This is a genomic window from Caulobacter sp. X, from assembly GCF_002742635.1.
Taxonomy (GTDB): domain Bacteria; phylum Pseudomonadota; class Alphaproteobacteria; order Caulobacterales; family Caulobacteraceae; genus Caulobacter.
The window spans coordinates 108,447-122,415 of the sequence record NZ_PEGF01000003.1 but is presented as its reverse complement, the minus strand read 5'-3'; the positions used below and the strand labels follow the sequence as shown (position 1 = coordinate 122,415).

At 67.1% G+C, this 13,969-nt stretch carries 18 protein-coding genes; 15 read left to right on the top strand and 3 right to left on the bottom strand.

Features of this window, described 5'->3' with window-relative positions:
• Positions 1-3 precede the first annotated feature (3 nt).
• The 6 genes from CSW60_RS22435 (at position 4) to CSW60_RS22410 (ending at position 6,608) form a co-directional block, all read left to right on the top strand.
• Positions 4-618, top strand: coding sequence for a hypothetical protein (locus tag CSW60_RS22435; protein ID WP_099539306.1), 615 nt, complete (start codon positions 4-6; stop codon positions 616-618).
• A complete protein-coding gene (locus CSW60_RS22430; RefSeq protein WP_099539305.1) occupies positions 615-1,688 on the top strand; it encodes a hypothetical protein in 1,074 nt (357 codons plus the stop codon). Before CSW60_RS22435 ends, CSW60_RS22430 begins: the two co-directional genes overlap by 4 nt.
• Positions 1,689-1,746: 58 nt before the next feature.
• Positions 1,747-2,460 carry a RadC family protein gene (locus CSW60_RS22425; protein WP_099539304.1) on the top strand — a complete coding sequence of 238 codons (714 nt, stop codon included), beginning with the start codon at positions 1,747-1,749 and terminating at the stop codon, positions 2,458-2,460.
• A gap of 13 nt (positions 2,461-2,473) precedes the next feature.
• A complete protein-coding gene (locus CSW60_RS23560) occupies positions 2,474-3,331 on the top strand; it encodes a hypothetical protein (RefSeq protein ID WP_099539303.1) in 858 nt (285 codons plus the stop codon).
• Between the two features lies 1 nt (position 3,332).
• The gene (locus tag CSW60_RS22415) at positions 3,333-5,141 is read left to right on the top strand and encodes a DNA cytosine methyltransferase (protein ID WP_099539302.1); all 1,809 of its coding nucleotides are present in this window, start codon (positions 3,333-3,335) and stop codon (positions 5,139-5,141) included.
• 534 nt (positions 5,142-5,675) lie between these two features.
• On the top strand, positions 5,676-6,608 hold the full coding sequence (locus tag CSW60_RS22410; protein WP_099539301.1) for an SLOG family protein: 933 nt from the start codon (positions 5,676-5,678) through the stop codon (positions 6,606-6,608).
• Positions 6,609-6,625: 17 nt separating this feature from the next.
• Here the strand turns inward: CSW60_RS22410 and CSW60_RS22405 are convergent, their stop codons facing one another.
• Complete coding sequence (locus CSW60_RS22405) at positions 6,626-7,339, bottom strand: helix-turn-helix transcriptional regulator (protein ID WP_099539300.1); 714 nt, start codon at positions 7,337-7,339, stop codon at positions 6,626-6,628.
• Positions 7,340-7,482: 143 nt separating this feature from the next.
• On the opposite strand from CSW60_RS22405, the gene CSW60_RS22400 reads away from it, so the two are divergent.
• Positions 7,483-8,493 (top strand): phosphoadenosine phosphosulfate reductase family protein, encoded by a 1,011-nt coding sequence (locus CSW60_RS22400; RefSeq protein WP_099539299.1) that lies wholly within the window; start codon positions 7,483-7,485, stop codon positions 8,491-8,493.
• On the opposite strand, the gene CSW60_RS22395 is transcribed toward CSW60_RS22400, so the two are convergent.
• Together CSW60_RS22395 and CSW60_RS22390 are read right to left on the bottom strand one after the other, a co-directional pair.
• The gene (locus CSW60_RS22395; protein WP_099539298.1) at positions 8,490-8,921 is read right to left on the bottom strand and encodes a hypothetical protein; all 432 of its coding nucleotides are present in this window, start codon (positions 8,919-8,921) and stop codon (positions 8,490-8,492) included. The two genes, CSW60_RS22400 and CSW60_RS22395, sit on opposite strands and share 4 nt — an antisense overlap.
• Positions 8,922-8,957: 36 nt before the next feature.
• Positions 8,958-9,209 (bottom strand): hypothetical protein, encoded by a 252-nt coding sequence (locus CSW60_RS22390; protein ID WP_099539297.1) that lies wholly within the window; start codon positions 9,207-9,209, stop codon positions 8,958-8,960.
• 248 nt (positions 9,210-9,457) lie between these two features.
• Between CSW60_RS22390 and CSW60_RS23555 the strand changes: the two genes are divergently transcribed.
• The 8 genes from CSW60_RS23555 to CSW60_RS22360 all read left to right on the top strand — a co-directional run bounded on the left by CSW60_RS23555 (position 9,458) and on the right by CSW60_RS22360 (position 13,841).
• The gene (locus CSW60_RS23555) at positions 9,458-9,622 is read left to right on the top strand and encodes a hypothetical protein (protein WP_161495683.1); all 165 of its coding nucleotides are present in this window, start codon (positions 9,458-9,460) and stop codon (positions 9,620-9,622) included.
• Between the two features lie 60 nt (positions 9,623-9,682).
• Positions 9,683-10,714 carry a hypothetical protein gene (locus tag CSW60_RS22385; RefSeq protein WP_201723118.1) on the top strand — a complete coding sequence of 344 codons (1,032 nt, stop codon included), beginning with the start codon at positions 9,683-9,685 and terminating at the stop codon, positions 10,712-10,714.
• A 540-nt stretch (positions 10,715-11,254) separates the two neighbouring features.
• Positions 11,255-11,647, top strand: coding sequence for a single-stranded DNA-binding protein (locus CSW60_RS22380; protein ID WP_099539296.1), 393 nt, complete (start codon positions 11,255-11,257; stop codon positions 11,645-11,647).
• Positions 11,648-11,710: 63 nt separating this feature from the next.
• A complete protein-coding gene (locus CSW60_RS23550; RefSeq protein WP_161495682.1) occupies positions 11,711-11,875 on the top strand; it encodes a hypothetical protein in 165 nt (54 codons plus the stop codon).
• A 118-nt stretch (positions 11,876-11,993) separates the two neighbouring features.
• Positions 11,994-12,194 (top strand): hypothetical protein, encoded by a 201-nt coding sequence (locus CSW60_RS22375; RefSeq protein ID WP_143324252.1) that lies wholly within the window; start codon positions 11,994-11,996, stop codon positions 12,192-12,194.
• A gap of 532 nt (positions 12,195-12,726) precedes the next feature.
• Positions 12,727-12,918, top strand: a complete 192-nt coding sequence (locus tag CSW60_RS22370; RefSeq protein ID WP_099539294.1) for a hypothetical protein — start codon at positions 12,727-12,729, stop codon at positions 12,916-12,918.
• A gap of 235 nt (positions 12,919-13,153) precedes the next feature.
• Positions 13,154-13,357 carry a hypothetical protein gene (locus tag CSW60_RS22365; protein ID WP_099539293.1) on the top strand — a complete coding sequence of 68 codons (204 nt, stop codon included), beginning with the start codon at positions 13,154-13,156 and terminating at the stop codon, positions 13,355-13,357.
• 7 nt (positions 13,358-13,364) lie between these two features.
• Entirely contained in the window at positions 13,365-13,841 is a 477-nt protein-coding gene (locus CSW60_RS22360; RefSeq protein ID WP_099539292.1) for a hypothetical protein, read from the top strand.
• The last annotated feature ends 128 nt before the right edge of the window (positions 13,842-13,969 follow it).

Genomic DNA, 13,969 nt, shown 5'->3' with positions numbered 1-13,969 from the left:
GCCATGGGCTGGACATTCACCCGCGACCGCCTGCTTCCCAACAAGCGGGCTTACCTCGATCGCCGTTTCACCAGCGAGCAACCGGGCCGTCGCCACACGATCCTCAAGAGCGTCATGGTCGGTTCGACCTACATCGCCGCGGCGCAGGTCGAGAAGGTGGGCAATCCCACGATAGTTTATGCCTTGGTCGCCCTGACCAGACACGACCCGACGGCCGAAGATGGCTTCCACTTCGGCTGGAAGGACATGGACGAAAGCATGGGCATCGGCGAGTGCGTCGCGCCGGCGTCCATTCTCGACCTGTTGACGGAGGCGCCGAACGACTACGCACGCCGCTGGCGACGCGAATGTCGCCAGCACATCGCCGCGCTAGCCCGCCAGAACAAAGCGGCGGCCAGGATCCGTCCAGGGGTGCGCATCCGTTTCAAGACGCCTTTGGCGCTCGGAGACGGCACGCACGAGGACGTGTTTGACATCGTCATCGCGCCCCACGGACGGCGAAGCGTGACCGCCTTCAGGGCGCTCACCTCCGGCCAGGCGTTTAGAATACCGAAGGCGGCCGAACGCGAGCATGACATCCTCGGCCCGACGCCGGCGACGACGACGAGGGCGGCGTGACCATCCCCGCGCGCGACATGCTGGCCGCCGCGCAGGGCCTTCGGCGCTCGGGACTGTTCGACTCAGCCAGCGATCCGCTCGCGGGTCGCTTGCTGCAGCTGCACGCCCGGACCACAATCTTCGCGTCTGGCCTTAGCCGCAGCGCGGATCTCCTTCCCGCGGCGTGGGCCGAGCACGGCGTGGGCGTTGAAGCGGGCGAGCTTTCAGCGAACACAATGCAGGCCCTGGTGCGCGCTATCCTCGACTACCGGTGTCCAACCTTCATCGACACCGGCGCCTATGGTGACTTCCGGCGCGCGCTCGCGCGCGGCGCGGCGCCAGAGCCCATGGACTTTCGCCCGGTTCTCGCGACCTACGACCAGGTGCTGGCGCTGATCGCCGAAGAAAACGCCGTGGAGGACGAATACCCGAAGCCTCTCATGGTCGCGCCGGACGTGGTGGGCGACCAGGACGCATCGCTGCACGCCCTTAAAGTCCACGCTGACTGGGTCAGCATCGCGTGTCGCTTCGACACCTGCGTCCCGATCGTTCCCATCCAGCGCGGCCGCCGCTCCGCCGCCGAGGCCTATCACGAGGCCACCCAGATCCTCGGGACCGATCGGTTCCGCGTCGGCATCCCCTCGCAGGCGGCCGCCTTCACGGCCGATGAGCACATCGCGTTTCTCCGCGCGTGCCGACCGCGCGAGATCCATATCCTGGGCGCGTTCGCCGCGTCACGTCTGGGTCCGCGCCTCTCGCAGATCGTGCGCGCCGGCATCGACGACGACGTCGTCGTGTCGGCGGACGGCAACCCGCTACGCAGCGTCATCGTCGCGGCGGGCCAGGGAGCGGTCGGGCGGCATGATCGCCTCGTCCAGATCCTGGGGCGACGGGCGCGGGCGGCGGCGTTCGAGGACCTGATCGCGGAGTACGGAAGCTTCGATCAGCTGAGAAGCGCCATTGACGCCACCTCGGGCCGAGATCGCCGCAAACTCGCTGACTACCTCGGGTGGATCCTTGAAGCGGATCCCGACGACGCCGTGAGGATGGTGCGCGGCGACTGCGGCGAGCCGATGCGCATCGCGGCCTAGCCCGTCAAAGGGGAGAGGGGAGGGACCTCGTGAGTGAGCCCCACGAGGAGGACCCCCAATGCCATACGCCTGCCTTTCCGGACCCGGAGTCGCCGAGGCGATCACGCCCTACAGCCTGCACGCCCCAACGACGGTGGCCGACAGTTTCGCACGCGCAAACGCCTCCGGACCGGGCGCCTTGACCGACACCGAGCTCCTGGCGGTGCTCCTGCGCGGCAGCGACGCACCGTTCCAGGCTCAGCTGGCGCATGAGCTGGTCGACTATCACGGTGATCTGGGTCGGATCTTCAATGATCCGCCCGAGCATCTGGCCGGTATCGTTGATCGTGACACCGCGACCTATCTGGGCGTCCTGCGCGAGTTCGTGAAGCGCATGTCGCTCGGCCGGGTCCTCGACCGCGAAGACCTCTGCTCATGGGCGAAGGTCAACGCCTACCTGATGTCCACCATGCGCGGGCGTTCCGTCGAATGTTTCCGGGTGCTCTATCTCGACAACGCCGCCCGTCTCATTCGGGAGACGTGGACCGAGGGCACAGTGAACTTCGCGCCGGCTTCGGTGCGCACGATCGTCCACGGGGCGCTCAGTCTAGGGGCGACCTCGGCAATAATAAGCCATTGTCATCCCAGCTCATCGGCCACACCTAGCCGCCAGGACATCGAGATGACGCGGAAGATCAAGGACGGCCTCGCCGCCGTCGAGATCAAGCTCATCGACCACGTCCTCATCGCCGGCGATCAAGCCGTCAGCTTCGCCAGCCTGCAGCTCCTCTAGCGGAGAGATCCCCATGGAGACCTATCAACTCGCCGACGGCCAAGCCGTCGCGTGCGTGACGCCGCGCATCCATCGCCACGTCCATCACGCCGGTCAGGACCGTCTGCCGGTGTCGGTGTCGATCGCGGAGTACCGCGTGGACGACACCCTGCTGCTTGCCGTCCAACAGGCCGAGAGCCCGCTGCGTCCCCTGGCGACCCAGTTCATGGTGTCGATCGCGGCGCACTACACCCGTCAGGGCTGGACGATCGCCACGGTCAACGCCACGGCGCTCTGCATGAAGCCAGCGCCCGGGCAGGACCGGCCGCGCGAGGCGGGGAACCCGTTCTTCTCGCGGATCCGCGAGCATTTTCCGGCCTATGACCAGGACAGCCTGCCGAAGATCCCGACGGGCTTCCTCGACCAGAGCTGGAAGGAAGACGGCGCGCCGAGTTTCTTCCATCCGCGCCTTCGCCTGGCGCTCTCGATCGACGTCGAAGACCGGGCGGCGCGCGAGGTCGGCGCTGACCGCTTCGTGGTGTTCGCTACGGACGCCGCCGGCGGCGCGCTCGGCAAGCCGGCGCTCCTGGAGACCGAGGACTGGGGCCAGGTGCAGCGCCTGGTGCTGGCGCACCTCTTCGCCCAGAAGCTGGCCCTCGACCTTGGCCCCGACAAGCTGGCCCAGGTGCGGGAGCGCAACCGCGGGCTCAAGGACGACTGCTGCGCTTCCCACGACTTCCTCGACGCCAACATGGTCATGAACGAGGCCTACATCGAGGTCGTCGGCCGGGAGCTGCGAGCCGACGACGACGACGACGCCAGCCTGTGGACCGACGCCTGGGGCATCGCCAAGGCCCGGTTGCTCACGGCGCCCGCAGACTGGGAGGAATGAGATGTCGCGTCCCAAATTCCTAGTCGCCGACCTGCTGTGCGGCGCGGGCGGATCCTCGACGGGTTGCAAGCGCGCCCTCGACAAGCTCGGGCTCGAGATGGAGCTCGTCTGCGTCAATCACTGGGGCGTGGCGATCGCCACCCACCAGCTCAACCACCCTCACGCGCGCCACTACGTGCAAGACATCGCGACGGTCCAGCCCCATCTCCTCGTGCCGGAAGGATACCTCGATCTGCTGATGGCCTCGCCGTCCTGCGTTTCGTTCAGTCCGGCGTCGGCTGGCCGCCGAAAGAGCGACCAGCAGCGCAGCGATCCCTGGCATATCCTGCCCTGGCTGACCCAGCTGCGCGTCAAGCGGCTGATCATCGAGAACGTCTGGGAGTTCCTCAAATGGGGGCCGGTCGACGAGGTCACCGGCAAGCCGATCAAGGAGCGCGAGGGCGAATATTTCGAGGTCTGGCGCGAGGCGATCGAACGGCTGGGCCACACGCTCGAGCTCAAAAAGTTGAACGCCGCAAATTTTGGGGGCGCCACGACGCGCAGTCGGCTGATCATGATGGGCCGCAGCGACGGACGCCGAATTATCTGGCCGGCCCATACCCACGCGCGCAATCCAGATCCGGTCAAGGAGCCGCATCTGAAGCCCTGGCGCGCGGCGCGGGAAATCATCGACCCGACGCTGCGGGGCAAGTCGATCTTCAACCGCAAGAAGCCGCTCGCCGAGAAGACGATCGCGCGGATCTATGCCGGCGCCGTCAAGCACGGCTGGGACGAGGCCTTCCTCGTGATCCTCCGCAACCACATGTCGACGCGCGGCATGACGGTCCCGGTTCCGACCCTGACCGCCGGCGGCCAGCACATCGCCGTCGCCCAGCCCGTGCTGATCAACCTGAAGAAGGGCGCCGCCGCCCGCACCCTGGACGAGACCGTGCCGACCTTGACCGCCGAGGCCAGCCACGTCGCCGTGGCCGAGCCCCTGGTCATCTCCCAACATTCGACGGGCGTCGCCAGACCCACCAAAGAGCCGCTGCCCACGATCATGACCGGCGGCGCGGGCGCGGCCAGGCGGCGTGGATGCGCCAGACCAGCTCTTGTGGAGGCCTTCATTCTCCCACAGGAAGCGGGAGGCGTGACCCGGTCGAAGAACGAGCCGCTGCCGACGATCGCGACCAAGGGCGCTCACGCGCTGATCGCGCCGTACTACGGCGACGGGTCGGGGCTCAGCTGTACGAGCAGCAACGAACCCTTGCCCACGGCCTCGACGAAAGCGCGCTTTGGTCTGGTTCTGCCCGTGACCCAGGGCAACGGCGGCGCCCGGGCGCGATCCTTGAACGAGCCCGTGCCGACGATGACGACGTCCAAGCGTGGTGAGTTCGCCATGGTCATGCCCTTGACCCACCACGATGGTTCGATGCGTTCACGCGACGCCAAGGCCGAACCGGTGCCCACGGTCACCGGCGCCAACCGGGGCGAACTCGCCATCGTGACCGGTCATAACGGTGAGCCTGGTGATCAGTCGGCCGCGAAGGACGTGGCGCCGCAAGCGGCGTTCCAGGGCGATCTTCTGATCGGCCCGGACGGGCGCACCTACGATATCGAGCTTCGCATGATGTCGGTCGGTGAGCTCTCGGCGGCCATGGGGTTGGTCGGCGACACCGGGCCCTATCGGTTCGTCGGCACCAAGACCGACCAGATCAAGCAGATCGGCAACGCCGTGTCGGTCGAGAAGATGGAGGCCTGCGTGCTGGCCCTGGCCGCCGACGCGGCGCCGGACTTCGCCACCGGCGACAGCGATCGCCTGGCGGCCTAGGGCGACGCGCTCCGTCTCGAAGGCGTATGGCGCGTATTACGCGTCATACGCGGCTCCTGCCTTGGTCGGCCACCACCCTTGCCCGGACCTTTGAAGCCGAACCGTCGCGCGACCACGCCAAGGCGAAGCAAGATGGAAAGCCGCACGGAAGGCCAGCCGGCGGGCTGCATCGGACGGCGCGGGTTAGGCGTCACTCGTCTGCGGAGATCGCGGCGAGGTGAGCTTGTTCATGGCTCGCGGTCAGCGGCGGCGGGGGCTTCCACGGTCGACCGCAGCAAAAGAGCGGGTTCGGGACGCGGTGCGATGTCGGGCGCGCCTTGAGCCCGAAAGGCCTCCGACTGCGCCTTGATCCTGGACCTTGCCGCTTGTGGTCGAAGGTTCAAGGGCGCCCCTGCGGGGCGTCGTGTCCGATCCGCTGCGCGGCCCCTTGATCCTTATCCCACGGCGCGGCCGGGGCAGGTCCAGAGGCGCAGCCGGAAGGCGGCCTCTGCGGCGAAAGCCGCCCTCCCAAGAGCACCGCGAAAGGACCCGAACATGTCTCTCTTTCTCACTGGCGACCTGACCTCGTTTGAAGCCCTGTGCGCCGCCGCCGACGACGGCCGCGGCCATCCCGAACAAGACCAACTGCGCCATGTCGGCGTCTCCGTCATGAACGAAATGCTCGACGCCATGCGCGGCACCGCCTTCGAAGACCACGTCCCGGCCATGGCCGAGGCGATGCTCGGCGGCTTCCAATCCCTGAAGCTTCGCCTGGAACGCGAAGGCGGCCGCGCCAACGACAAGCTTCGTCAGCTGGTCCGCGACAACGACGGATCGGAGATCGTCGACGTGGAAATCCAGGAGGCCACGCGTGAAAGCCGCGCGATCGACGCCATCATCATGGCCGTCGAGATCATTCAGAGCGCGGCCAGCGAAACCTACACCGTCCAGACCGGCGAAACCTGGTCGCCCTGGAAGGGTTCGGTCCGCCGCACCGCCTCGACCATCGCCCAGATCGACGCCCGCGACGCGCTCCGCGCCCGCAAGGCTCGCGACCACGCCGCCGCCGACCCGGGTGACCAGGTGGTGGCTCTGCGCGCCGCGCCCCACGCCAAGAGCGCCGAAGACGCCAACCGCCTGCTGGACGCCCTGAACTGGGCCAGGTCCGAGTTTCCTGGCATGAAGCTGGCCACGACGGGCGCCAAGGGTCCCGAACGCATCGCCATCACCTGGGCGCAGCGCAACAACGTCGACGTCATCCTCTGCAAGGTGAACTTCGACGGCCACGGCAAGGCCGCGCCGTTCCGAGCCAATGACGAAATGCTGGCCTTCGATCCGGTCTGTGTTCTGACCCTGGCCAACAGCCTCGACAAGAAGATGGCCAACGAGAGCGGCTTTGGCCCGGCGCTGAACCTTGGTCAGAAGGCCGAACAGGCGGGCCTGCGTCATCAGCGGATCCTCGCCAAGGCCGTCACCGCCAAGGCCTAACCGCCCAAGGGGCCTCGCTACGCGGCGAGGCCCTTTTTCCTCTCCCGGGGCGCGGGGTGGGGCAGGGGGGAGACCGACGGGGCGTTCCCCACGGTTGGCGGCGATCGGCGCGCGACACTGGCGACAATGAGCCCCACGCCCGCAACCAGCATCCACACGGCCAAGAAGATCGACGCAAAGCCCATGAAGGCGCGCAACATGCCGCTTGCGGTGAACGACGTCGCAACGACGGCGAAGAGGAGGACGACGAAGGTCACCAGGAATCCGAACAATCCGCCCTTGGCCGCCAACCTTCCGGCCGCCTCGATCCGATCGGCCAATCGCACCGGCTCGACCACGGGCACGATATTGGGGATGTCGCCCACGTCACCGACGAGGAGTCTGGCCCTCAATGCGCGACGGATCCCTTCGGCGACGTCGGCCACCGGCAGGTCAGGATTGACCGCCGATCCGAACATTCCGACCAGGTCGGAATCCGTCAGCTCGATGAGACGCGCCACGGGGCTGATCCCGGTCTCGACCCAATGGCGATCTATGCCAAGCAGCGCTTCGAGCGCGATCAGCTGGGCGTGCGTGATGGGGTACTTGCCGCGCTCGAGGTCGACGTAGAGCCATTCGTCGACACGGCAGGCCTCGGCGGCGTCTTCGAGCGCCACGTTCTTGAACTGGCGGGCGGCTTTCAGGCGCGCGCCGAGTTCTCCGAACGGATATGCCGCTGCCAAGGGGTTCAAACGCAAATCCTGACCTAGCCGTGGCGGACCATGACTCCGGTTCCCCGACGGCACAATCCATAAACATGGGATATCCCCACACCTCAGGCTGGAGGTGGAGGAAGGGCGAAGCGGGGCGGATGTAACCGCCCTGGAGACAGGCCATGCCGTTCGACGCCGCCGCCTATCCGGTCCTAGACCGCAAAGCCTTGCTGCAATACGACAAGATCCTGGTCTGTTTCTCCGGCGGCAAGGACAGCGTCGCGGCGCTGCTTCACCTGCTTGAGATCGGCATACCGCGCGAGCGGCTGGAGCTGCACCACCACCTGGTGGACGGCGACGGCCCGACGCGCTTCGACTGGCCCGTGACCCATGCCTATGTCAGCGCGGTGGCCGAGGCCGTTGGTGTTCCGATCTATTTCAGCTGGCGCGAAGGCGGGTTCGCGCGAGAGCTTTGGAAGACGAACGCGCCAAGCGCGCCAGTCACCTTCGAAACCGCCGGCGGCCGCCGCATCACGGTCGGCGGCAACGGCCCCGCGAACACGCGCCGACGCTTTCCCCAGGTGACCGCGACGCTTCGCGTTCGCTGGTGCAGCGGCGTCCTGAAAATCGACGTGCTCGACATCGTGCTGCGCCATGACCCTCGCCTTCAGGGCAGACGTCTCCTCGTCGTGGACGGGTGCCGCGCCGAGGAGAGTCCGGCGCGCGCCAACTACTCTGTGTTCGAGACCCATCGCGCCGATGCGCGCACATCCGGCCGGCGACACATCGACGCCTGGCGACCGATCCACGCCTGGCGCGAGGGTGAGGTGTGGAACATCCTCGCACGCCACGGAGTCGTCGCCCATCCGGCCTATCAGCTCGGTTGGCCGAGAACCTCATGCAGGACCTGCATCTTCAATGGCGAGGACGCCTTGCGCAGCCTGGAGGTCGGATTTCCGCCGGTTTTCGAGGCGTTGGCGACCGACGAGGCCCTTACCGGCCTGACCATCGACCGCGAGCTCGACGTGAGGGCGCGGGCGGCGCGGGGGACGGCGTTTCCGGAGGTCCTATCGCGTCCGGACCTTCTGGCGATCGCCGATGGTCGCGCGCCGCTACCGCCCGTTATCGTGCCACCTTCCGAATGGCGTTTGCCCGCCGGCGCATTCAAGAACGCTTCGGCCGGTCCTGCCTAGCGTTCTCCCGCGCCCAGCAGCGAAACGTAGCGGGGCCTGAAGCGGCGCGATCCCTCCATCGCCGCGGCGCTGGCGATGGCGACGACCTGCACGATCAAAGCGGCTCCGACGGCGGCGAGCGCTTGAGAGGCGGTCGCCAGACCGATCAAGGCCGCGCCCTGAACCATCAGCTGCAGCCCCTGGGACACCAGCAGGACCGCCAGCCATGGGGCGCCGGATCGCACGACGAGGAGCGCCCAGTAAACGCCAACCGCCCCGGCGACCGCCAAGGCGCCGGTCGAGGTGGGGCCTGCCCAAAGGCCGTCGACCCCTAGATAGAGCCCCAAGGCCGTGACCTTGCCGAGCGCCGCCAGGCGCGCTTCGCGGCGGCCGACAAGGGCGGCGACGACGAGCAAGGCCAAGGAGATAAGTTGGGCGAGCGGGCTCATAAGGGCGAGCTTAACCCATGGCCTAGCCGGACGCCATCACCGGCGAGCCTGCCGCCAAAACCGCACCAGCTCGCGCAGCGACCATCCGATCGCCGCCAGGGCCAGCACGAGCACCACCAGCGCCACACGCGCGTCGAACGCGGCGACCCGGAAGACCGCCGCCGCCGCGATCGCCAGGCCAAGCCCGCCGACCAGCGCCGCGACCCAGAGCCGCGAGCGTCTGTATTCGCTGACCGGCCCCGCGGGCTTCACGCGGTTTAGCGCATCGTCTTGGCTGTCATCGTTCATGGCGTCTCGATTCTCGACGAACCGATGACTCAACGATCAAGCGTGCGCAACCTTAAGCTCTACTGTTCTGAGGACATCGGCGCCGTTGCCGCGCACGCCAGCAATGTCACGTCCAGGGCGGGCGAGCGCTCGCCCAGGTCAACGGCTGCGCCGTCCTCCACTGACGTTTCGGCCCTACGGGTGACCGGGTCTCGCTTACCGCCTCGCAAGGGGACGTGACGCGGCGTGGACCGCAACGGAGCCTTAAGATGATCTCTTCCCTGCGCTTGAAGTTGAACGCGGCCTTGGTCGCCCTGATCCACCGCGTGGCGGTGTCGCTTGAGACCCGAAACGCCGACAGCCGCGCGGCGGCCTACCTGCACGGCCTCAGCACCCGCATGGCCGAGGCGGCGCGCGAAAACCCCGGCTTCTGAAAGGCCAGAGGGAGGGCTGCTTTCGGGCGGCCCTCTTTCCGTGCCGCTCAGGAGCTCGTCATGCCTTTGCCCGATCAGCCTGTTGTCGCCGCCTGGGGCGCCGGCACGGATAGCACCGCGCTCATCATCGAGATGGTCGAAAGCGGCCAGCGCCTCGACTACGTTCTGCACGCCGACACCGGCGACGAGCGCTCGCACACGCGCGCGTTCATCCCGGTGTTCATGGACTGGCTACGCCAACGCGGCGTGCCGTGCGAGATCGTCCGCTACCAGCCCACGCGCTTTAAAAATCACCCGCCATACCAGTCGTTGGGTGAAAACCTGCTCACCAACGCCACCCTGCCCAGCATCACCTTCGGGCGAGGCTCGACCTGCGCGCTCAAATGGAAGGTCGCGCCCCAAGACAAGTGGATGCGCGGCTGGCCTCCGGCCATCGCGGCCTGGTCGCGGGGCGCGAAGGTCACCAAGCTGATCGGCTACAGCGCGTCGCCTCGCGACTTGAAGCGCTACGCCGATCAGAAAGACCTCGAGGATCCCCGGTACGAGATCCGCACGCCGCTCGTGGAATGGGGCTGGACGCGCGAAATGTGCGTCGAGCGGATCGCCGCCGCCGGCCTTCCGCAGCCCAAAAAGTCGAGCTGCGCATTCTGCGTAGCGGTTGCTCCACAGGAGCTTCATGCCTATACGCGGCGTGAGCTGCGGATGATCGTTTTGATCGAAGCGCGGGCTCGCCCTCGGCTTCGAACGGTCGAGGGTCTATGGCGAACCACCACCAAAGGGGCGCGTGGCAAGCCCGCCCGTCCTGGACGGATGACCGACTACATCCGCGCCGAGGGTCTGCTGCCCGCCGCCGAGATTGACGATATCGAAGCGAACGCCCCGCTCGATCTGATCCGCTTTCGGGACGTGGCGGGCGACATACCCGAGGCCCTGCGTCCCACCATGGCGCAATGGCTGGCGGTCTTCGCCTCTGACGAGGAAGTCCGCGGCCCGGGCGAGAGGCCTCTGTACGGCGGCCGCGAAGGCTGGACGACCCTCATCTCCCACCAGGCTGTCGGTGTGCGCGCGCGATCGACACCAATCCAGCTGTGATCGGCGCGGATCTGGTCGTGTGGTCTCGACGTCTCGGCGTTGGACACACCAGGCCCCAGACGATCTGCGTAGCGGCGAGCGGTTGATCTCAAGGCGGCTGTCGCGGCGACCAGAAGAGGCGGCCTAACTGGGGGCTTCCACGCTCGGTCGCGATCCTTTGTCTCGTCGCCGTGGGGAAGGTGGCCACGGCGGCCGCCGCCACGTCGCGGACAGACGGGTCAGCGCGGATTGCCGCTGAGATGACTGGAGGACCGATTGAAGCCTGTCTCCTGTGGAAGACGGAAAGTATTCCCGCGCTCGTTCGGACACCCGCGATCGATCAGCGGACGACTTAGGGCTCGGCGACCGCCGTCGAAGGCGACCTGCAAGCAGGCGCGCTTATGGGCCCCTCCAGTCTTCGGCCTTCGGCCTGCAGACCGGTTCCTCCCAACGCTTGGCCTTCAACGTCGCTCTGTGCCGTCGCCCTTGGGGTCGCCGTGATCGCGGGAAAGTCCGCGAGCGCCGGGGAACACTCCCCGGCGTCAAGGTGGAGACAGTCAGATGCAATCGTTCCAACAAGTCATCATGATCGGCAACCTGGGCGCTGACCCGGAAATCCGCAGCATGGGTAACGGCGACCGCGTGGCCAACCTGCGCCTCTGCGTCAACGAGAGCTACAAGGACCGCAACACGGGCGAATGGAAGCAGAAGCCCCAGTGGTTCCGCCTCTTCACCTGGTCGCCGGCCACCGTCGCCTTCATCGAACGCAACCTCTTCAAGGGCCGCTACGTCCAGATCGTCGGCACCCTGGACAACAAGTCCTACACCCAGAACGGCGAGACCAAGTACACGACCGAGATCCGCATCAGCCAGATCACTCTGCTGGACCGGGTCGAGCGCGAAGACCAGCAAACCGAACAGCATCAGGCGGAAGACGATCCCATCCCCTTCTGATCGCCCGCCGCACAGACCCTCCCGGCCTCGCCGGGAGGGTTTCTCCTTTCAGAGGACCTGACGATGCTGTTTTCGCACCATGAGGACATCAGCCCCGCCCTGCAGACCATCCTGCGCGACTTCGACGAGGATCTGACGCTGGGGCTCTTCGAAACCGAACGTGTCCTGCAGCGGGACTTCGAGCGCCAGCGCCACGGATGCTTCCGCTACCAATCGGACGAAGACTAAGGGGTCCTTACGGACCCCTTAGTTTTGTCCGACCGACGACCATCATGAACTGGCCGTAACTTGCGACCGTGGATGGTGGCGCTTAAGGAGCAACCTTGGGTCGTGTCGGGATGTGGCGTTGCAACTGTTTTCGGGTCTGCTCGGCTTGTTCGCCCTGGGACTAATCGGGGTCGCGACCGTCTGCCTCGTTCATCCCCTCGCGCATTTGGGCATGGGGACGCGATTTCGGGCGTTCATCGGCGTCGCGTTGGGCGTTTTGATGTTGCTGGCCTCCTACTGGCTCACAATGGCGTCGGAGCACCGGCTGCAGATCCACTGAGGCCTCCGAACGTCGATCGCCAAACGGATCTCAACAGTTCACGCGGCTGAGATGAAGGTCTCGCCGATGACGTCGTTGGTGTTCGAGCCTGGTTGGGGTCGGCGGAGGTTTCGTCATTCAGGAAGAGAAGGGCGTAATGCGCGCCGCCTTCGGCGGAACCCGCCCTAGTCGGAGCTCCGCTCCTCCCGGAGCCCCTCTCGGGTCTCCGCGCCGCAAGACGCCTGCAGAGCCCAAGGTCTCTTCCGGCTCGGCGTGACGGTCAGGCGCGTGTCAATCATCGGACCTGTCCGCGATCAGCGGATGGCGATGATCCTCAGATCCTCCTCGACGCCATGCTGACGCGTCTGCGCGGTCGCAGGGGGAACCGGGGTCGGTCCGCATTCCACTCCCGGCTGGCATGGCCGGCCGCTCCCGCCTTTAGCGCGCCCAGGCCCAGGATCAAGGCTGGCGCCTTCCCCGCCGGCGGCGGTGATCCAGAGCCGTGGTCGCGCTGGTGGGGGGCCTGGCTCATGTCGAGCCTGGAGGACCTACGATGTTGACCCTGATGTTCACCACGCTGCTGCGCCTGCTGCGCGCCATGCTGGTCGCCTTCCTGGAGGAGCTGTCGGACCTGGACGATCGTCCCGCCGCGGCCTTCGTGTTCGGCGTCAGCGACAGCCCGACCATGATCGACAGCAGCGGCATGGTCACGTTCGACGCCACCGAGGCCGTCGGACGCTTTTGAGGTCCCGCCGGCGACGTCCGGCGGGGCTTTCCGAACGGAGCCGGATCCTGGCGACTAAGGTCCGCCGGTCAAACGACGCGCGCGCCTTGATCGACCACGACCATGCCCGGGTCGCTCGCGCGCAAGGCGACCTCTCACGAGGCGCGGCAAGCCGCGGCCTTGCGCCCATCCCGACGGTTCCGGGCGAGCGGGGTCGTGATCGCGGCGCGGCCGCGACCTTGACCCGGAGACCGACATGCACCGCCAATATCCCGACGCCATCGCCGCCCAGGCCAAAGCCGACCGCGACGCGCAAGAGGCCTGGAACGCCCTCTCGCGCCTTCAGCAGCTCGCCCAGGTCGCCTCGTTTCGCGCCGCCCAGCGCAACGGCCGGGGCCATCTGCACCGCTTCGAGCGCGTCATCGGCAACTTCGCCCAACCCTTTCACTACGCCGCTTGAGGTCGCCATGTACGAGATCCACCGCAATGACGTCGCTGTCACGACAGGTGTCACCGATCTGGCCGACGCGCGCTTCTGGCTCGCCTGGCACCTCGATCACGCCGGCGGCGGCGATGATCGGGCCGCCGACCCCCACCAGGCCGCTTGCCTCAAGGCCTTGATCCCGATCGCGAACCCGCAGGCCGTGTTCACGCTCGGCGCCGACGACTTCCGCATCGTTCGCGTCGGCGAGACCTTGGGCGCTCCGGCCTATGCCGTGGGTCTCTACCAGATCGAGCGAAGCTGGCTCGATGACCGTGAAGTCGGCCAGCGGCGGGTCTGCATCTGGCCGGCGCGCACGCTCGGTGAAGCTCAGGCCATTCGGCGCCGCCGCTCACTGCGGCTCGACCATGACCACGAGGCCGTGCACGAGCTTTGTCTAACCCCGTCCGGAGTTTATTCGCGACGTAGCTACGCTTGCGCCTCGGATGACACGCCGTTCTGACAGTTGGCACCCTTATGGCGCGGCCGCCGCGCGGGTTCAGGCCTCTAGCCTGGGCTCGCCGGCGCAAGGCGACCTCTGACGAGGCGGGTCCGCAAGCGGACCCGGCCTTGCCCCTTGAACTCGCTTTC